The 20,043-nt window shown below is 57.4% G+C and carries 10 protein-coding genes and 2 pseudogenes; 6 read left to right on the top strand and 6 right to left on the bottom strand.

The genetic code is table 11. The features are described 5' to 3' along the window. Nucleotides 1–19 precede the first annotated feature (19 nt). A pseudogene (locus tag BJF97_RS14910) lies at nucleotides 20–693 on the bottom strand (Tn3 family transposase); the annotation flags it as partial. Here BJF97_RS14910 and BJF97_RS34715 point away from each other — a divergent pair. The 6 genes and pseudogenes from BJF97_RS34715 to lysM form a co-directional block, all read left to right on the top strand. Further along, nucleotides 692–1,101, top strand: a pseudogene (locus BJF97_RS34715) (recombinase family protein); the annotation flags it as partial. The pseudogenes BJF97_RS14910 and BJF97_RS34715 overlap by 2 nt on opposite strands. Nucleotides 1,102–1,159: 58 nt before the next feature. Then, complete coding sequence (locus BJF97_RS32640) at nucleotides 1,160–1,681, top strand: PAAR domain-containing protein (RefSeq protein WP_071993414.1); 522 nt, start codon at nucleotides 1,160–1,162, stop codon at nucleotides 1,679–1,681. A gap of 2 nt (nucleotides 1,682–1,683) precedes the next feature. Then, a complete protein-coding gene (locus tag BJF97_RS14895; RefSeq protein WP_032694978.1) occupies nucleotides 1,684–2,862 on the top strand; it encodes a hypothetical protein in 1,179 nt (392 codons plus the stop codon). Between the two features lie 2 nt (nucleotides 2,863–2,864). Beyond that, the gene (locus tag BJF97_RS14890; RefSeq protein WP_032694979.1) at nucleotides 2,865–3,260 is read left to right on the top strand and encodes a hypothetical protein; all 396 of its coding nucleotides are present in this window, start codon (nucleotides 2,865–2,867) and stop codon (nucleotides 3,258–3,260) included. A gap of 198 nt (nucleotides 3,261–3,458) precedes the next feature. Continuing rightward, the gene (locus tag BJF97_RS14885; protein ID WP_032694980.1) at nucleotides 3,459–4,019 is read left to right on the top strand and encodes a nucleotidyltransferase family protein; all 561 of its coding nucleotides are present in this window, start codon (nucleotides 3,459–3,461) and stop codon (nucleotides 4,017–4,019) included. A gap of 233 nt (nucleotides 4,020–4,252) precedes the next feature. Then, on the top strand, nucleotides 4,253–4,702 hold the full coding sequence (gene lysM / locus BJF97_RS14880) for a peptidoglycan-binding protein LysM (RefSeq protein ID WP_004136991.1): 450 nt from the start codon (nucleotides 4,253–4,255) through the stop codon (nucleotides 4,700–4,702). 168 nt (nucleotides 4,703–4,870) lie between these two features. Here the strand turns inward: lysM and fyuA are convergent, their stop codons facing one another. The 5 genes from fyuA to irp1 form a co-directional block, all read right to left on the bottom strand. Beyond that, nucleotides 4,871–6,892: a siderophore yersiniabactin receptor FyuA gene (fyuA, locus tag BJF97_RS14875; RefSeq protein WP_032694981.1), complete on the bottom strand. Its 2,022-nt coding sequence runs from the start codon at nucleotides 6,890–6,892 to the stop codon at nucleotides 4,871–4,873. A 129-nt stretch (nucleotides 6,893–7,021) separates the two neighbouring features. Next, the gene (gene ybtE / locus BJF97_RS14870) at nucleotides 7,022–8,599 is read right to left on the bottom strand and encodes a yersiniabactin biosynthesis salycil-AMP ligase YbtE (protein ID WP_032694982.1); all 1,578 of its coding nucleotides are present in this window, start codon (nucleotides 8,597–8,599) and stop codon (nucleotides 7,022–7,024) included. 3 nt (nucleotides 8,600–8,602) lie between these two features. Further along, on the bottom strand, nucleotides 8,603–9,406 hold the full coding sequence (locus tag BJF97_RS14865; RefSeq protein WP_032694983.1) for a thioesterase II family protein: 804 nt from the start codon (nucleotides 9,404–9,406) through the stop codon (nucleotides 8,603–8,605). After that, entirely contained in the window at nucleotides 9,403–10,500 is a 1,098-nt protein-coding gene (locus BJF97_RS14860; protein ID WP_032694984.1) for a Gfo/Idh/MocA family oxidoreductase, read from the bottom strand. Before BJF97_RS14860 ends, BJF97_RS14865 begins: the two co-directional genes overlap by 4 nt. Continuing rightward, nucleotides 10,497–19,958, bottom strand: a complete 9,462-nt coding sequence (irp1, locus tag BJF97_RS14855; protein ID WP_070082931.1) for a yersiniabactin polyketide synthase HMWP1 — start codon at nucleotides 19,956–19,958, stop codon at nucleotides 10,497–10,499. The genes BJF97_RS14860 and irp1 overlap by 4 nt, the downstream gene beginning before the upstream one ends. Nucleotides 19,959–20,043: the final 85 nt, after the last annotated feature.

Genomic DNA, 20,043 nt, shown 5'->3' with positions numbered 1-20,043 from the left:
GAGGTGAATAAGGAGTCATTTCGTGGTACAGCAAGCCATCTAGCACATGGGTTGAATCCCTGACCCGACTGATTATACAGGTGTAAAACGGGCTGTATTGATCCGATATATGGGTATAAAACTGACGTCCAGGCTCCTGCCCATATTTCGGGTTAACCTGCCCTGCGTAGCTGCCTGAGCTGCTTGTTCTGAAATTCTGTCCATCTGATGATGACGTTGTCCCGTCTCCCCGGAATGCCGCCAGTGGTCTTTACCCCTGCGCGTTTACCAGCTCTGCAAGGGCGGCTGAATAGGTTTCGTCGCGGATGTACCATGGCTGGATATCTTCCAGTGATGATTTGGTGCTTCCGGGGCTTTTGGTCAGACCAATATTGACGCCATTCGCAAGGATGGTGGTGAGGAGCAGGCGGGTATCGGGATGGGTAATGTCATTTTTTATATGCGAAAAATGTCGGGTAAACGTCGTCCAGCTGTTTACCTCATCGAGAATTTCCGTGATTTTAGGGTGCGGTAGCATACTGTAAACCAGCTCTGGCAGCTGTGAAACCTGCACCGGGACGCAGTTATCCAGCGGGGAGACTTTTACCCCCCCTTGTCAGATATTTCCATATCGGGCAGCTCACCAAGGGCAGCCATGGCATTGACCTCTTCAAGTCTGGACTGAAGCAGGGGCATACGGCTGGTAATGTACTGGATGAGGCTGAAAAAGCAGATCGAGCAACACGTGCTGCGGATTGTCAGCCTGGATGTGCCCACCTCATAGCAGGCTCTGTCAGATAAGGAGCCTTCGCAGGCTGACCCAATAACCCGCGCCGTGATAACCGACATCAATGACATACTTATCGACCTGATGGCCGCGATGTCGCATAAGGACTGGCTGGGCCGCCGCCAGCGACAAAAGCAGGGTATTGAACGGGCGCATACACTGGGTAAATACCGGTGAAAACAGGCCGATCAGGACGGCATCAGAAAGTCCTGTACTACCGGCAGGTCAAGAAACTGAGCATCCGTGAAACGGCAGATGCGACAGGGTACTGCCCCTCCCAGATATGCCGCATTCAGGCACTGTACCGGCAACCAGAAGCCGAAGATTTTGGTTAAGTTGTGATTGTTGTATGATGCCGGTGAGTATAACCGCTTATATATTGAGGGATTAATAATGGCAAGAGCACTGGCCTGTTTGGGTGATAAAACGAGTTACGGAGAAATCATTTCAGCGACTGCGTCCTGGTTTGAAGGAAGTAATGCAATAGCCCGGACCGGCGACAAGGCATCATGCAGTAAATGTAACGGGTATTTTGAAATTCTGGCCTCCGCGCAGGACTGGGCAGAAGAAGGCAAAGCGTATGCGGCCACAGGTGACAGAGTGCTGTGCCGTTGCCCAGATCACTACGTGTACGGTTCAGCCACGCAGTATACCAGCACAGACACCGGCTCTCTGACCTCCCGCAATACCAGTCAGTCCTCTGTCCCGGCGCAACAGGCACAGGATTCCGGTGCCCGGAACTGTATTCGCTTTCAGTGCGCCGGTGACGATGGCCAGCTAATGGCTGGTTGCCGCTACACTCTGATGTTCCCGGACGGACGTTCTGAAGCTGGTGTTACCGATGAACACGGGGTTACCGGATGGCATTATGCTGAATCTGCTGAAAATATTAACCTGCATATATTAATGGATTAATTATGGCTGTTTACTATCTCAGTACCCGTATTAACTCTAATGTCCCGGCTGATGCTTTGTTATATGACCTGTGCATTTATCGCATGGACTCCAGCAGGAATAAATCGCCCCTTGTGGATGTGAAGCAACAGCCGTTTCTGGGAAATTATGAAACACAGAGTCACATGACCGGAAATATAAATGAGTCACTCTCGACAATTTATATTATGGAAATGAATCTTTACCGAAAAACCATGTTGCATACGCACTGCGTAACGCCTGTTCCGTTCACTAAGATGTACACGCTGGAAGAATTTGCGTCGGGCAAAGCCTGGTCTCCGGTGAAGCGGGAGAACCCCTGTTATTTTGAGTCAAAAGGGACAATGAAACCTGAGAGTCAGGGGGGCGAAACAAAGCAGATTAAAATCACCATCCCGGAACGTCCATTTATTGCAAAGGAATACCCCATTGGCAATCCCAGAGACCCTTTTGATAAAAATTTAATAGAACGTCAAATAGATGAAAGATTTAACGGATTTGATTTCCCTAATCAAATAGCAGCAAGTGTATGTGGGCCTGCTGCATTTTTTTACTGTTTGCAAAAGGATCGCCCCGATGTGTATGCGCAAGCTGCCCGTGAACTTTGGCGGTACGGGAAAACTAAAATAGGTGACTTAATCATCTCACCTGGTGAAGGCTGTCGTCACCCTACAGGTGCATTTTACTATGATGATGGCAGGCCAAAGATAGCCGGTACTGACTGGATGACACTAGCTGGGCTCAGGGATTCAGAGAATACCATGCTGAGCTTTGATGCTCTTGATTCGCCAGTGGCTGGCATCACAATGTGGCAAACACTGACTGAATGGTTTGAAAAGGCCGGTTATGAAAAGGTGTTCAGTAATGTAGGGATCACGCAGGCAGGTGTCCAGGGAATCAGAGATTTAAATCAATATATTGAGCGAGGCTATAAAGTCGTTACGTTAATAAACGATGGAGTTCTTGTAAATAGTACAAATAAAACAATTTTACCTACACACTGGGTTGTCTGGAATGGTTCAGTCACACAAGATCCCAACGGATATATTAGTTTGGAATTGTTTTCTTGGGGAAAACAAAGAAATTGGATAAAACCTAAAAAAGATTTGCAATTTTTTATCAAGAGATTTTTTGGAGGGATGGTTTTTAAACCATTAAAATAAACATGGGGAAGATATTTTTTGTTTTATCTTTACTTTTACTTTCCGCCTGTTCGTTACAGGCAGAATTTACTCCAGAAGGGGAGATTCTTAATGATGCAATTGTTGGTACTCCCTACTATAACCAAATAAATATATTTGGCGGAATAGTTCTTTCTTATGATATTTATGGTAAGCAGGTCATTGCAGGAGATATTCATCCAGATAATTTAGGTCTCCACCTACAGTATTGTGATGATGATGAATTCAATAATTGCATCCAGATTAGAGGGATACCAACAAAAGCAGGTATAGTTAAAGTACGAGTACATGGCGGCTTAGGTGGCGGAATGCTTTCAAAATCAGGCGATTTCGACAAAACCTACACTATCACGATCAAAGATTCAGAAGGATCTTCTTAAGATCGTTTGAGAGGAGCTATTAGCATCGCTCATCGGGATACGAAAATCCGCTCAGAGAGCGGTTTTCTCACATCTAAGTGGTTAAAACATAAAATAATTTTCGATATCCAAACTGACCCCAATAACAGGGGGCGCCTGAAGCGGCGCCTCCTGAACGCTGATACACTTAGCGGACCGATCGCCGTTTACAGGGAAACCATGAAATATCAGGACCTTTTACAAAGCGTGTTGTTAAACGACCCGGTAAGAATGAACGCGCTGTACGCCGTTCAGGCGCTGGAACTCAGCGATGGCTGGATTGGCGCCGGCTTTGTCAGGGATGCGGTCTGGGATCATCTGCACGGCTACGGGCAAAGGCCAGTTTCGGGTGATGTGGATGTTGTCTGGTTCGACGCGAAAAGCGGCAGCGCCGCCGACGATAGGGTGCTGGAAGAGAGGCTGAGCCAGCAATCATCCGCCTTTAACTGGTCGGTGAAGAATCAGGCCAGAATGCATCAACGTAACGGTAATAAACCTTATCACTCCACGGAGAATGCGTTGCTGTACTGGCCTGAAACGGCGACGGCTATCGCGGTCAGAATGGGACGTTCAGGGCTTATTGAGGTTATTGCGCCCTACGGGCTGGACGATCTGTTTGCACTCCGTCTGCGGCCCACGCCGGTATTTGCGCAGCATAAGCTGGCTATTTTCCGCCAGCGCGTCGCGGAAAAACGCTGGCTGCAGCGCTATCCAGGCCTGCAGCTGATTGTCCCGACCTGAGCCGTTTTCGCCATCACTGCGGGTTAACGCCTGATTTTATGTCATGCCCACTGGGCAGAGTGCCGATTTTCCTGCCGTATCCGGGCAAATATCCTGCACGTTGACGCTTATTGATTATACTTTGATGGCAGGTTGTGCTGGCCGCTATGGGGTAGCAGAACCGACATCCTGGAAATGGGCTTAATCGGTCTGATGAATATTTGATCGTGAAACAGTAATGGAGGTATGGAACGATGGGATTATTAAATTTTGTCAAAGAAGCGGGCGAGAAAATATGGGACGCCGTCTCCGGCGGCAGCAAGGAAGATAAGGCCGACAAGCTGAAAAAACATATTGATGGTCTTAATCTGCCTGGTGCCGAAAAGGTCAATATTGATGTTGCGGACGACGGCACCGCGACGGTTACCGGCGATGTCGGTTCGCAAGAAGATAAGGAAAAAATTCTGGTGGCGGTAGGTAACGTCACCGGCGTTGGTCAGGTTAATGACAGCGTGAAGGTGACGCAAAGCGGGGCGGAAAGTCGCTATTATACGGTGAAATCCGGCGACACCCTGAGCGCCATCTCTAAAGCGATGTATGGCTCCGCCAATGAGTATCAACGTATTTTTGAAGCCAACAAACCGATGCTGACGCATCCCGATAAAATCTATCCGGGCCAGGTGCTGATTATTCCGGCGAAGTAAGCGCTGAATTCCTTCGGCAGCAGCAGGCCGATGGAATTATCTTCAAGGCCGGCCAGTGACAATATAGGTTTTGTTGCTGGCTGGGGTTGTCCCTGGCGTTTTCCGGACGTCAACGAGTTAAATTCGGTGATGACAGGGATGCGATTATTGCATCCCTGGATCGTTGGATCAGAAGAAATCAATTCGCGTATTGATACCGACGGTGCGACCCATATTAACCTGCGCGACGGCGCTGCTGCCGTTCATATATCCATAGGTACGGTAACGACGGTCGAACAGGTTATCGACATAGACGGAAATATTCATCCGTTCCGTCGCCTGCCAGCCAATGCTGCTGTCCAGGGTGGCGTAGGCGCCTTGCCGCAGCTGGTTGTCGCCATCGAAATAGTGCGGCCCCACCAGATTAACCGCCAGCCGGGGCATCAGTGCGCCATAGCGCGTATCAATCACGCCATTCACGCTGCTTCCCGCGCCGTAACGCGGTACGAACGGCACCCGGTTGCCGTGGTACAGCTCGCTGTCGTTGGTGAATTCGGAACGGATCATGTTGCCATTGATATCCCATGACCAGCCGGGGGCAAACCGCCATTTCGCTTCCAGCTCAACGCCGGTGGCGTCGGCTCTCCCCGCATTGCTTAAGGTCTGCATTCCGACCGGGCCAGAGTAGAGCTGCATATCTTTGGTGTGGGTATAAAAGGTGGCGGCTTGCAGCGTGACATCGGCGGTTTCGTAACGGGTGCCAATTTCATAGTTGATGGATTTTTCCGCGTTGAACGGTTTGGCATCAAGACCTGCGGTAGGCACGATATTGTATCCGGAAGGTTTATATCCCTGGGCGACGCGGGTATATACCCGCCAGTCGTCGGTCAGCAGATAGCCTGCGGAGAGCTGTCCGAGCACCCGGTCGTCATTGCTTTTACCCTGGTCGCCAAATGGGTTTCCCAGCATGCTGCCGTGATACTGCGTGCTGGCTTTATCATGCGAGAAACGCACGCCGCCGCCGATGTCAAAACGTTCGGTTAAATGCCAGGTCAGATCGCTGTAGGCGGCAAGGGTTTCAGCGGTGGTATAGCTGGTGCTGCTTAAATAGGGCATCGTCGGCATATCGTAGGAGGAATTTAGCTTTTCGCGGGTGTTCTGCCGGTACAACCCAAATACCATATCCACGGTACGCGTATCGCCGAGGGTGGCGGCGCGTAGCTCCTGCACATCCTGGTTCCAGCGCTGAGGCATATTGACGATCAACGAGCCGGAAGGGAAGGTCCGGGAATAATTCTGCTGCTGCCAGGCGCCGATCAGATTGAAAACCCAGTCATCGGTAGCGTATTTACCGCTTAGCGTCTGGCTGTCAGTACAGCGCCGTAGGTACGGGTCCGGTGAACCCTCGCCGAGAGACAGCGTACGGCTCTTGAGATCATTCCATGCCACGTAGGCATCCTGTGTAGCGCGAGTGCATTCGCGCGAGGCGGAAAACCCCATTTCCCAGGGCTGGTCGTCCGGCGCCAGACGCAGTTTCACATTCCCGATACTGGCGCGGGTACCGCCTAAATCATCGCTACCGGTCGAGGGGTTAATCATCTCGCCGTCATCAACCTGGCGTAAAAGGGTCACGCTGCCGTATAACAGGCCATCCTGAATCGGGCCGCTCAGGTTGAGTTTGCTTCGATAACTGTCACGACTGCTGACGCCGCCTTCAATATAGCCGCGCGGCGTGCTGTCCGGCTGCTGGGTGACGATGTTAATGATCCCGCCCTGGGCGCTTTTGCCATATAAGGTGCCCTGCGGTCCTCGCAGCAGCTCCACGCTTTGCACATCGGTCAGCGCCTGGATGGTGTTGGTCGAAAGCTGCGGGACGCCATCGACATACAGGGTAACGGCGGGGTTATAAAAGTCCTGGGCCGAAGAGATGCCGCGTAGCGAGATCGTTGAAAAAAGCATGTTGCCGCTATTTTCAATATTCAGCCCTGGCAACACTCTGGGGAGTTTGTCACTGGCGGTAACGCCCGCGTCGCTTAACTCCGTCGCGCTGATAACGGTAGAAGAGACATTATTGGCTGATGCCGAGCGGGAAGACTGTTTACTGGCGGTGACCACCAACGTGCTTTCATCTTGCTGTGAGGTTTGGCTATGAGCAGCGGCCGGGAGTAAAAATCCCCCCAGAACCAGAGGATAAAACCGTGTCATTTTCATTGTTATGAATCCCTGAAAAACGGCGAGACGCCAAAATACCGATAATGGTGAATTGAAAATGATAACTATTTCTAATTGCACTGCTACCCGAAACGGGTTTATTTCCACCTGTTTCGGGTAGCGGGGCGCTTATTGGGCTGAATGGCGATAACGCTCAATGGCGAGCGCCGTCAGGCGCTTTTTATCTACCTTGCCGACGGCGGTGAGCGGCCAGTGGGTCAGAAACTCAATTTGATCGGGAATCTTCCACGCGCTGATCCCCATTCGGACCAGCTTTTGACGCAGCTGTTGATAGTCAGAGGGAGTGCGTTGCGCGATGATAAACGCGCATATCCGCTCGCCAAGCAGCGTGTCCGGCGCGGCGACCACGGCGCAATCCTTTACGTCTTCCAGACGCATCAGCACCGATTCCACTTCCGCAGCGGCTATTTTCTCTCCGGCGCGGTTGATCTGCTCTTTTATACGCCCCTCAACGTACAGATTTCCCGCCTCATCGAGCCTGACATTGTCGCCCGTACGGTAAAATCCTTGCGCGGTAAAGGCCCGGGCATTGTGCTCGGGAGCGCGATAATAGCCCGTAATAGTATAAGGACCGCGCGTTAATAACTGTCCCGTTTCGCCGGGCGCAACGTCGTTCTCCTCTTCGTCAACGACGTGAATTTCATCCAGGGGAGACATAGGGCGCCCCTGGCTGTGGAGAACGGTGGCCAGAGGATCGTCCAACCGGGTAAAGCAGAGCAGGCCTTCCGCCATACCGAATACCTGTTGCAGGGGACAATCAAACGTCGAGATAACCTGCTCAGCAAGCGTTGGGTCAAGCCGGGCGCCGCCCACCTGAATGACGCGTAGCGAAGAGAGATCGCTGTCTTCCCACTCTCTGGCCTGCACCCAGAGCTGCGCCAGCGCCGGTACCAGGGCGACGTGGGTCACGCCTTGTTCAGCGATTAAAGGCATCACCTCATCGCAGCTGGCGCTGTCGGTCAATACCACCTTTCCGCCGCAGGCAAGGGTTCCCAGAATACCGGGGCAGGCCAGCGGAAAGTTATGCGCCACGGGGAGGACGGCGAGATACACGCTCTGTGGCTTAAGGCCGCACAGTTCGGCGGAGGCGCTGAAGTTATAGCTATAGTCAGCGTGCCGTCGCGGGATAAGCTTTGGCGTCCCGGTGGTGCCGCCTGAGAGCAGCAGCAGCGCGGTGCCGGCAGCATCGGGCTGCGGCCACGCCTGCCGTTCGCCGCGCAGCGAGAAGAGCGGCGTAAAATCGTCGCCTTCGGTCTCACCTGCGACCAGAACTTGCCGCAGGCAGGCGTGTTTGCACGCCATCTGGCGGGCCAGGTCCGCGTGGCTTTCTCCATGAATCACATAAGCGGCCGGTTGCGCCAGCGCGATCAGCGCGTCAATATCCAGCGCCCGCTGCGAGGGCATCGCCAGAACAGGGATAACGCCCAGTCTTAACAGCGCGAACAGCAGGATCACAAATGCGTTGCCGTTGGGGAGTTGGATAAGCACATGTTCTCCCGGACGCAAACCCAGCGAGTATAACCCTGCAGCAAGCTCATCGACCCGAAGATCGAGCGCGCTGTAGGTCAGCGAGCCTTTGGCATCAACGACAGCAATTCGCGAGGGATCGCGAGCCGCCCAGTGGCGCAGCTGTTCAGCAATGGGGAAGGGATACTGTTTTATTAGAGAATCAAAAGAAGAGTGCATGCGTCACCTTTCTGAAGTGCAGGACCGATTTTGCAAAGCGGTCGTCGCAGAAAATACGTGGGGAAAATGGTGAATAATCTGCGTAAAAAAGGCCCTGGATTGTTGCAGCAGATAAAAATGGTCGCCGTCAATCACCACCTCGCCTGCGATATGGTTCAGCCACGGACGCCAGGCCTCCATCTCCGGCCAGGAGGCTTCACGATCGCGGCTGCCGCACACGAGCAAAGCAGGCGTGCGCAGCGGCGGAAAATCGTCGAGCGAGTCGTAGTGATAGTGCTCAGTAGCGTAAAAATCAGCGCGCAGAAGAGGAAGAAATAGCGACAGTAGCTCCTTGTTTTCCTGTAGTTCAGGCGAACATCCGCCGATATCGATCAGTTCAGCGATAAAGTCGGCATCATCGCGGTCGCTGAGCCTGCGCCGGGAATGCAGATGAGGGGCATGGCAGCCGGAAATAATCAGCCCTTGCGGGGGAAGCCCCCGTTGTTCCAGAAGCCGGCAGGTTTCAAACGCCACCTGCGCGCCCATGCTGTGCCCGGCAAGTAAAAGCGGGGCGTCAGGCGATACGCTCTCTTCCAGTTCGTCCGCCAGCAGCGACGCCAGTTGCGTAATGCTGCTGAGCGGCGCCAGATGGCGCAGGCGATCGCGCCCCGGCCAGGTCACCAGGGAAAGCGCGATCTCCGCCATGGGGTGGTCTCGCCAGCGGCGAAACGCGCTACTGCTGCCGCCCGCGAAGGGGCACATCACCAGATGCGCCGTACTGGCGTTGCGGGCGGGCCATAACGGTATACACATGGCAGATTGCATCACCAGGACTCCTCATCGTGGCGGTAGAAAGCCGTTAACCGGTCGTGACGTGGCGGCTTCAGGTGTCGGATCTCGGCATTGCCGGTCGCGCGTAAAATCTGCTGCCATAACTGTGATAACGCGAGCTGATGAGCGGAGTGGCAGGCCGCCGGCAGATTTCCGCCCGCCAGATGGCAGCGCAGCTGCTGTAGCAACCTGCCGACCCCCTCCGGTCCGGCGGTTTCACAGCAATCACGCCAGCTCAGGGGAGCCGCACTGCGCGTCTGACCCGGCGGGTCGCGCAGGATCTCCGGCCTGCGGTAGAGACTACGAACATTCGCCTGATGTTCTGCGACAAACAGGCTGGATGACCAGACCACGGGGCCGTAGCTTGCCTCCAGCGAAAGATGACCTTCCGGCCAGCCCAGCAGCAAACGGTGCATAATCAGGCTGTGCATATCAGGATCGTCAGGATCGAGATAGCGCTGAAGTAGCAGACAGGCTTCTCCCGCCGGCCAGAAAAGTCTCAGACAGTGAAAGTCGCTAAAGCTACCGACCACTTCGCACGCCACGCTGGCGGCATCAACCTCTAGAGCCAGCAACAACAAATCCAGCGTGGAGTAGAGCAACTGTCGGCTGGTGGTTGCGTGAGCAACCGACGGCGCCTGAGCCAGGCTGCGACGTAACCGCTGCGCATCCCCGAGCCAGGCGCGACCCGCACGCGCGTGCGGATAAAACGTGTTGACCCAATAGCAGCGGCCCCGTTCCTGCGCCAGCGCTTGTAAAGAACGGACGTCATCCGGGTGGAGGGGATGTTCCTGAATCACATGCACGCCGCGGGTCAAAAAGTGCCGGGCAAGCTGGGTTCCGCTCCCGCCGGCGACGGTTGAGCGCACGACTATACAGGCGATATCCGGCATCTCGGCGATCTGTTCCGGCGAGGTATACAGCGGGATTCCAAACGCACAGGCCAGCTCTCTCGATCGCGCGCTTCCCTGGGACAGAAGACCAACCAGTTCCAGCCCCTCCTGGGGCTGCATAAAGGCGTTGAGGTACATTTCGCCAAATTTAGCGCCCACAATCAGTACGCGTTGCTTAGGGGCGGCGGACGGCATCATAACGTGTTCTCCGGTTGCGTTGAGGTTGCGCCGAGCCAGCGCTTGATATGCTGCGCACAGGTCTGAACGTGGGGGGGATCCAGCATGATTTGCCAATGGCTGGCTTTAATCGCATAGCTGTCGGCGCGGTCTATCCAGGTTTGCCATTCGGTTTCCGCTGGCGTCCAGCGCGCGGGTCTCATCGCGGCATGCACGATGAGACAGGGGAGCGGAACGGTTTCGTCCGGCGTATGCTCGGTCAGTAAGCGCAGCAGATGCGCGATGTTGTCGATCCACGCTTCCGCCGCCTGTAGCGTCAGGTTTTGCGCCATCATTCCGGCCGTTCTGGCAAGGTCGATAAAATCGGCAAGCTGGCGGTCGGGCGTCAGCCGATCGAAATGTTCCGGCAGCGCCAGCGGCGTATCGCCTTCGGCTAACAGCCGCAGCAGGGCCGTCCGGTTTGCGCAACGAAAATCCTGTCGACACACGGGATCGATTAACGCCAGCCGTACCTGCTCGCCTTTGGCATCCAGGCGCTGCGCGGCGCCCGCCGCAAGAAAAGCGCCATACGACCAGCCCGCCAGAACATAAGGGCCGTGCGGCTGCTGGCGGCGGATACTCGCGACATACTCATCGATCATCCGATCAAGCGTGGCAAAACGCTGCGGCGATTTTGCCTGCAGGCCAAAAACGGGCATATTCAGCGCGCTGGCGAGCGGCAGCCAGGCGCTGATATCGCCGTCTGAAGCATGGAAAACAAACAACGTTTCGTCGCCACCGCCCTGGCAAATGGGCACAGGATTCTCCTCTGCCGACGAACAGGCCTGCAGATGGGCGCAGAAGTCGCTGAGCGTTGAATGGGTGAACAGATCCTGAAGGCTGGCGCTGGCAATCCCTCTGCGGTTCAACTGCGCGACCATCCTTGTCGCCATCAGGCTATCGCCGCCCAGCGCGAAAAAGTCGTGATGTCTGGCCACGGGGCGAGACAGCAGCGTTTGCCAGAGTTCAGCGACCTGTTTTTCCAGCGCCGGATCTCCCCCGGAGCTCGGTGTCGATTCGGCTGACGCAATCTGTGCGTCAGGCGGGGCCGATAGCGGAGTAAATAACGTTTCTCGCTGCCGGATCTGCAACGCGGGCAGGGTGGCGCCAAAACGCTGCTGCAGATAGCGACTCACGGCTGCTTTATCCGGGCGATTCACCCCAGGCGAACGTGCGACCAGCAGATGCTGGCGCAGCGGCGACGATTCCTGCGGCGGCCAGGCCAGTTCGTTGGCAAAACCGGCCTGCACAAGCACTTCCTGCCATGCCGAACGGGTGAGCATAGGTTTTTCATCCCGGCGGCGGAAATCGCGGTATCCGCTTAACCCTTCGATAAAGCCGACGCTCGCCAGCTGGAATACGCTGTTTCGTTCCGTCGCTTCCACGATCAGCAGACGTCCGCCGGCTTTCAGCAACCGCTTTAATCGGCGCAACGACTGTACGACATGGCTGGCGTCGTGAAGCACGTTGACGGCAATAATCAGGTCGTAACCCGCCTCGGGGTGGGCGGTAAAATCCAGCGGCTGGTTGATATCGAATAAGGCGTAAGACACCCGCGATTCATCGTGGAAACGAGTTCGGGCGTCGTTGAGGAACTGCGCGGAGACATCCGTGAAGTGGTATGACAGCCGCGTGTTTCGCGTGGCCTTCAGCACCGGTTCCGCGGTGGCTGCGGTTCCGGCGCCCACCTCAAGGATCCGTTCTGCGCCGCAAAGGGCGGCAATCTGCGCGGTATAGCGATTCAGACAAGCGCTGGCGGGGTTTTCGCGATACAGCGCGTCGGTTACGCGCAACGACTCGTTGAACAGCAGTTCCAGCGGCGAACACTGCCCGGAGAAGAGGTCGTCGTGCCGGGCGATGCAGGCGTCCAGATACTGCGCCAGCGCCTGGCTCCAGTGGGTTTGCGGGCAAGCTTCGTGAGGCTCGGGAATTTCGCTGAGCGGAATGCGGCAGCGCCAGCTATCCCCCTCGCGCACTAACCATTCTCTTTCCGCCAGACACTGCAGCCACTGGCGTAGCAGGCGCCGGTGTGACGCTTGCGCGCTCAGCGCCTGTACTATTTCGCCAAATGGGTGGGCAACCTCCGGGGTGATGAACAGACGGTGGCGATGTAGCGTGGCGGCAATCCCCTGCAGCGCACGCGCCTCCAGCCAGCGCCAGGTCGCTTCCAGCTCGTCAAGTTGCGTCTGTTCAGGCAACGGCAGCGCCAGTGAGGCGAGATCGTGCTCATCATGTAACGGCGCTGAGGGCGGTGGATCCTCGGTCACAACAATATCCAGGGTTAACGCGCCATTTTCGCTTAATTCCGCTCTGGCCTGTAGGATGCCGGGGTATTCCTGCGCCGCTTGCTCAATATCCCGCAGATCGTAGTCTGTCTGCGCGTTCAGCGGCCAGCGGCGGCGGGGAATGTGTTCGGCAATGCTGCTGTCCATGGTCTTCAGGCCTTCAGGGTTGGCAATAGCGGCCTGCAGGATGGCGCAGTAGTCATTAAACATCGCTTCAGCCGCGCCCGGTTCCAGCACGTTGTCCATGCAGTACCAGCTAAACGTCAACGCGCCATCGCTCTCCATCACCTGATGATCCAGCCAGACCTGCGGCGTTTGCGTAAAGACATAGCAGGGTTCGCCGAACAGATGACTCATTGCCCGGTCGATAGCCATTCCTTCCAGCGTCATCCCCAGCATGCTGGTAAACACCACCGGCATCAACGGTTGACGCTGGGATCCGCGCTGGCGCCCCAGCTCGCGGATCGCCTCAACGCCGTTCACTTCGCTGTGCGCCATGTTTTGCCAGAGGCGCTGCTGGGTTCGTTGCATCTGCTCCTGCAGCGTTAGTGGCGTTGAGAAGTTAAAATCAACCAGCGTGACGGAGGTAAAATCCCCGATCAACTGATTGATTTGCGGGTGGATCGGCTGGCGATTGAAGAACGTCAGATTCAGCGTAAATGCCGTGGTACGGCTCCAGCGCTCGAGGGTGGCGGCAAACAGCGTGAGCAGCGCGGCGGAGGGGGTGAGGCCCTGCTGCTGCCAGCGTTGTTTCGCCGCCTGCCACTCTTGCCTGTCAAGCGTCGAAGTGAACGTGGTGAAGTGCGGGGTTTCCGGCGGTGTCTCCACCACCGGCAGTTCCGGCGCTGAAGGCAGTTGCGGCAGTTTTTCTTGCCAGTAATCCCAGGCATCGTGCCATGCTGTTGTTTGTCGGCGCGCCTGTTCAGCCATCACGTAATCGCGGAAGGTGATATTGAGCGGCGGCAGGGTTTCTCCGCGCCAGACCAGGGCCAAATCGTCCATCATGACTTTAAAGCTCTGCACATCGAACTGCAGAAGATCGAGGTTCATGTGCAGGCGGTAGCGGCAATCGTCGATTTCGCTGACCACCAGCTCAAAGAGCGGCCACCGGTCGGCAGGTAAAACGCGATAGCTCAGTTCATGGCGCCGTTTTTCCAGCGCCTGGCGCTGCTCTTGCGGGGAAAGCGCGCGCAGATCGTCGCGCGGGATACGATACGTCGGGGTTGTCGCCAGAACGCGCTGTTGTCCATCTGCATCCACCACCATCCGCAGCATATCGTGGCGGGCAATGAGCTGGTTCCATGCTTTCTCCAGTACGGCGAGATCGAACTCATCGTGGCGTTTATCCCACTCAAACAGCACGTGACAGGCAACGCCGCCATAGCCAATAAGATGGGTTCTGCCCAACCAGTAGGCATGCTGAATCGGCGTCAACGGGAAGGGCGCGTAACGCTCAGCGGCATCGTGCTGCAACGCTTCCGGCGCCGTCTCTGCCTGAGAACAGATAAGCTGTGTGAGCCCGTGCGGCGAGAGATCCTGCCACGCCCGTTCCGCGTTGATGCGTACACCCAGGTCATGTTGAATATCGCTGCTGAGTTCAAGAAAGAGCAGCGAGTCCATTCCCAGCTGTAACAGATCCTGATCTGCGTTCAGCGAAGCAGGATCGTTCAGTCTTAGCTGCACCGCAATGCGATTTTTCAGCCATGTCATCACCGCCGCTTTATCGCTGATGCTACCGTGAAAAGCATGGTTATCAGCGGGAGTCGCGGCCGGAATCGCGGCGTGTTCTGTTGCTGCGGCGTTAAACAGAGCCTGCTGCAGCGGGGGCATTTTGTCGGAGAAAACGCGCATGGCCAGTCGCCAGGCGGCGCCGCGCATCACCGCTTGTTCAAGGTGCCAGCGCCCCTCGGCATCGCTTAACGCGCCCATGCCACGATCGGCAAGGGTCGTCAGCATCTCCGTCGTAGCCGCCCGGCCGCTTTCTCCCCATGCGCCCCAGGCGATGGAGAGCACTTTCGGCGTATCAAGGGAGGAGAACTGCCGGGCGAGCCCGTCAAGATACCCGCAGGCCAGCGCATGGGCGCTCTGGCCTGGCGCGCCGAGGGCAGCGGCAGCGGACGAATAGAGAATCAGATAACGGGCGTCGTGGTTGCCCAGCGTTTGTAATAGCTGGCTTGCCGCCTGCGCTTTGACCGCGAAAACGGCGGCCAGCTGGTGGTCATCAAGTTCCTGCAAGGGCCCATCAGCCAATACGCCAGCGGTATGAATCGCTCCGGCAATGCCGCCGCTGGTCGCCAGCTCATCAAGAACGCGGGCCAGCTTTCCGGCATCACCCACATCACAACGGCAGACGCGAATCTCCACGTCCGCTGTGTCGCCTGGCCATGACGCATCCACGCGCGGCGCCAGTAGCGCGATGCGGCGCGCCCCTTTTTCTCTGAGCCAGTTCACGGCAAGGCGGCCCAGTCCGCCAAACGCCCCGGTCACCAGATGCCAGCGGTTATCGCCGGCAAACACCTTCGCCGGTAATTCGGCGGCGCATCCCGCATTGGGCGCCAGCGAAGGGAGCCAGAAGCCGTTATCCCGGGCTGCAAGCCAGCGTTGTGACAATGAAACAGCGCTTAATCCTTGACGCAGCGTTTCCCACGAGGCGTTTTCAGCCATATCGATAGCGGCGATTAACCGTTCCGGCTGTTCGTTGGCCGCGACGCGAAGCATAGCCCACAGCGCGTGATGGGCCGCTGATAGCGCCTCGTTTTCCTCGATTCGCCACGCGCGGCGGGTGACGACAATCAAGCCGCCTGGGCTGGCGGTGAGCGCCTCTTTCACCTGTGTCGCTAACGCCAGCGTCTCCTCGCTCTCGTCGACAATCATCAGGACAGAAGGGGCCTGCGGATCGTGAAGAATGCCGTATTGCGCCAGCGCCTCTTCGTAGGCAAGGGTACCGGCGCTGAAGCGGAATACCAGCGGGCGGCTATTACTGTCGATGCAAAGGGGCCTCCAGCGCCAATGATAATGCGTCTGCGGCGCAGGAAGAGGCGCGTCGGGCGCCAGCGGCAGCCACTTGCCGTCTGGATGACGGGCTTCCACGCGCATCTCGCCGCGGGAAAAGGCTGCGTTTCGCCAGCTTAAGCGCACCTCCCCCAGCCATTGCGGGGCGGTAACGAGGGGCGGTTTCACGGGGGAATCGTCGCCGTGCCGCGCGGAGAGGCGCCGCCAGGCCTCCTGCCAGCGGGCGGTAAACCGTTCCGGCTGACCTGCGCAATCGGACCAGTCGGCGAGATAATCAGGGTTATCCGGCAACGTCTGTTCCAGCGCGGATTCTGATGACGTGGACATCTCCTGGCCGGGCAGGGTGGCGAGAATGATATGTTCGCTCATACCGGCGGTCGGGCTGTCGTCCTGCGGTAGCCACGCTATTTTGCAGAATCCGGCGCGGCGGCACTGCTGCTGCCACTGATGGGGGGTGAGGAAGAGCTCGCCTTCGCGGGCATCGATATCCTGTAGCGGGAGGACCAGCGGGCCGAAAACGAAATCAAACAGACGCATTGGCTGGGTGATTTCGCGCATCAGCAGGCGCCCGCCCGGCTTGAGCAAGGGACGCAAATTATCGAGGGTTCGACCGATATGGCGCGTGGCATGGATCACATTAGCCGCGACGATAAGATCGTAAGACTGCGCCGCAAAGCCCTGAGACTGCGCCTCTTGTTCGAGATCCAGCTCGTCGTAATGCACAAAGTCATAGTCGGCGAATTTCTGCTGCGCACGGCGGGTGAACAGTGCGGAGATATCGGTGAAGTGGTACTCCAGCGCCGGTACGTCTTTGAGTTCAGGCAGCAGCCATGCGGTGGTGCCGCCGGTTCCGCCGCCGACTTCAAGAATGCGCAGCGGCTGATGGGGCTGACGCGCCTGGACGATACCCCGTATTACCCCGGCGGCAATCTGGTTGAAATAGCGGCCAAAGCTGAATTCCTGATATAGCACCTCTACGCCGTCGGAAGCGCCTTGCGGGAAGATAATCGCCACCGGCTCTTCCGCGCCGCTCATCATGTCGTATAACCGATCGCCGGCACGGGCGATGGTATCGGGGATAGCCTGATAACCTTCACAATAATCGGCGAGTTCCGTCAGCAGAATTTCCCGCTGCTGATGTTCAATGGGGCGGGCGCGGTAGTAGCGCCCCTCAGCGCAGCGGTAGTCGCCGTCGACCACGCAGTTATTTAGCAGGCGCTGAAGCAGCTGCTGGTAGCGGGGCATCAGTCGTCCATGGCGCATAATGGTGATGGCGTCCACGCCGTTATCTATCGCATCGCCCGTACAGCGTTGTACCAGCCGATCGACATAGATGGCGTGCAGTCGCGTGGCGCACTGTTTAAGCGCCTCCAGACGTGGGAGTTCGAGCGCTGTCGCGGCGCTGTTGGCCACCTCTAATCCAGCGGCAAGCACAGCATCGGCAGGCTCGCAGGCGGAGGTGGCGCGTTCTTTCCAGTAACGCTCGGTCGCAAACGGATAGCATGGCGCGGAGATACGCTGCCCATCGCCTGCCAGAAGATCGGCCCACGGTAAGGTGACGCCGGCCGCGTATAGCTGGAGAAGCGCCTGATTCAGGACAGCGCTCGCCTCCTGTTTACGCCGGGCGCTGGCTATCCAGTAAGCGTCATCGCGGTATTCGCGCTGTCCGGAGGCAATCAGCTGGGCGTCGGGCCCCATTTCAACAAAAACGCGGGCACCGAGCTTGCGCGCCGCCTGAATACTCTGAATAAAACGTACCGGCTGGCGCATATGGCGGCGCCAGTAATCCGCCTGGTTGAGCGTCGCCTCGTCAATGAGTTCGGCGGTAAGCGTGGAAATCAGCGGTATTTGCCCCGGCTCGGCGAGCAGACCCGCGCAGGCCTCCTGGAAGCGATCGAGTATTGGTTCAAGTAAAGCGGAGTGCGCCGCGCCGGTTACGCTCAGGCGACGATAGTCGATCTCGTGTTGCGAAAGCGCGGCGCAAAACTCCGCGATACGGGCTTCCGGCCCGGAAAAGACCGTATGCCGGGTGCCATTGTTGGCGGCGAGATCCAGCTCGAACTGACGGGCCAACGGCATCAGCGCCTCTTCTTGCGCAAATACCGCCACCATCGCGCCGCTTGCGCACAGCTGCATCAGCGCGCCGCGCCGACACACCAGCGGCATGACCTGCTCAATGGTATAGTGTCCGCAGACAACGGCAGCGGCAAATTCGCCGACGGAGTGACCCATGGCGAAGTCGGCCTTCAGTCCTTCAGCGCGCCAGTGGGCCGCCATCGCGATTTCGAACGCGACAATCGCCGGCTGGGCCCAGGCCATATTGTCAAGCTGCGCTGAATCGGGATTAAACATCGCTTCCCGTAGCGAAGGCGTGAGCATGTCGCGACAGGCGGCAAAACAGCGCTCCAGCGTATCGGCAAACGCCGTTGAGTGCTGGTACAGAGACTGGCCCATAGTGCGCCAGTGCGAACCCTGCCCGGTAAACAGCCACACCTGTTTGCCGCTGGCGCCGTGGCCGCTATAGACCGGCGAAGTCGATTTCGCGCCAGCCCAGGTGCTGAGCGCGGCGGCGGTGTCATGATTTAATGGCGCCGCCAGGCGGAAGGGAAGATCGAGACGGCGCGCGCGTAACGCCGTGAAGGCCAGATTGTTGGCATTCGCGTTCTCCCTCAGCGCCGCGGCATAGTCCGCTGCCAGCTGCCGCAACGCGGTGTCGCTGGCGGCGCTGAGCAACAGCGCGGAACTCTTGCTGCCGTCATCCGCGGCGGGGTAGCTTATGTTGAGTTCGTCGGGCAGCGAAGCGACGATCATATGGCAGTTGGTGCCGCCAATACCGAAGGAGGAGACGCCCGCGTAGCGCACTTCGTCCTGCCACTCCTGCGCCGTCACCGGCACGGTAAAGGGGCTTTCCTCGAGCTTAAGCGCCGGGTTTGGCGTGTGAAAATTCAGCATTGGCGGAATTTTTCCGCGACTGACCGCCAGAACGGTTTTCAGCAGTCCGGCAATGCCCGCCGCGGTATCCAGGTGACCAACGTTGCTCTTCACGGAACCCAGCGCGCAGCGCTGTTGCGGCGGGCGGGGAGCGTAGACGTTGCGCAGGGCTTCTATTTCAATCGCGTCTCCCAGCGGCGTGCCGGTACCGTGGGTTTCAATGTAGCCGATCTGCCTGTCGTCGATGGCCGCCAGCATTAACGCCTCTTCGATGACCGCTTGCTGTCCTGCCACCGACGGCGCGGTATAACCCACTTTTCTGTTTCCGTCGTTGTTGACCGCGCTGGAGAGGATCACCGCGATAATCGGATCGCCTGACAGCAGCGCGTCCTTCAGGCGACGCAGCACCACGCAGCCGAGACCGTTGCCGGCCCAGGTGCCCTCTGCCGAGGCGTCAAAAGGGCGACAGTGGCCGTCGGGAGAGAAAATCATCCCGGGCTGGTAGCGGTAACCCGCCTGCTGGGGGAAGGAAAGCGCCACTCCGCCGGCTACCGCCATATCGGATTCGCCTGCGCGCAGGCTTTCGCAGGCCAGATGGACCGCAACCAGCGAACTGGAGCAGGCGGTCTGTACCGATAACGCCGGGCCGTGCAGATTGAGTTTGTAGGCCGCGCGGGTGGCTATATAGTCCTTGTCATTGCCCATCAGAGACTGCAGGCCCTTGACCTGTGCGACCTCTGTCACGTTCAGGGCTTCGCGGCCGGGATAGGTGCTCATCCGCGAAGAGGCGAAAACGCCGGTCTTATGGGGGACGGCGCCCGGGGCGTAACCTGCATGCTCCAGCGCATGCCAGACCGCCTGTAAAAACAGGCGCTGCTGGGGATCTATCGACTCCGCTTCCTGCCGCGAATAGCCAAACAGGGTGGCATCGAAGCAGTCAGCGTTGTCTAAAACCGTTCCAATATTGACGTAACAAGGATCGTCAATAATGGCGGTATCCAGCCCGGCGGCCAGAAGCGCTTCGCGCGTAAAGCGTCGGCTGCATTCGCGGCCTTCCAGCAGATTTCGCCAGAAGGTTTCGCCATCCGGCGCTTCAGGAAAATGGCAGGCGTAGCCGATGACTGCGACAGGTTCGCAGTCCGGGTAGCGTTGAGCGATCGATGCATCAATGGAATCTGCTGTTGGCGCAGAAGAGAAGCGCAAGTTATCCATAATCGGTCCCGTTTCCTAAAATTGACAAAGTCAGTGGCGCGCCATGCGTTAGCGATGGCGTCCGGGAAAAGTCAGTTTGTTTCGC

The sequence above is a fragment of the Klebsiella sp. LTGPAF-6F genome (assembly GCF_001753185.1).
Lineage (GTDB): Bacteria > Pseudomonadota > Gammaproteobacteria > Enterobacterales > Enterobacteriaceae > Klebsiella > Klebsiella michiganensis.
Note: the sequence above shows the minus strand (reverse complement) of the source record. Positions and strands in the feature narration are given on the sequence as shown.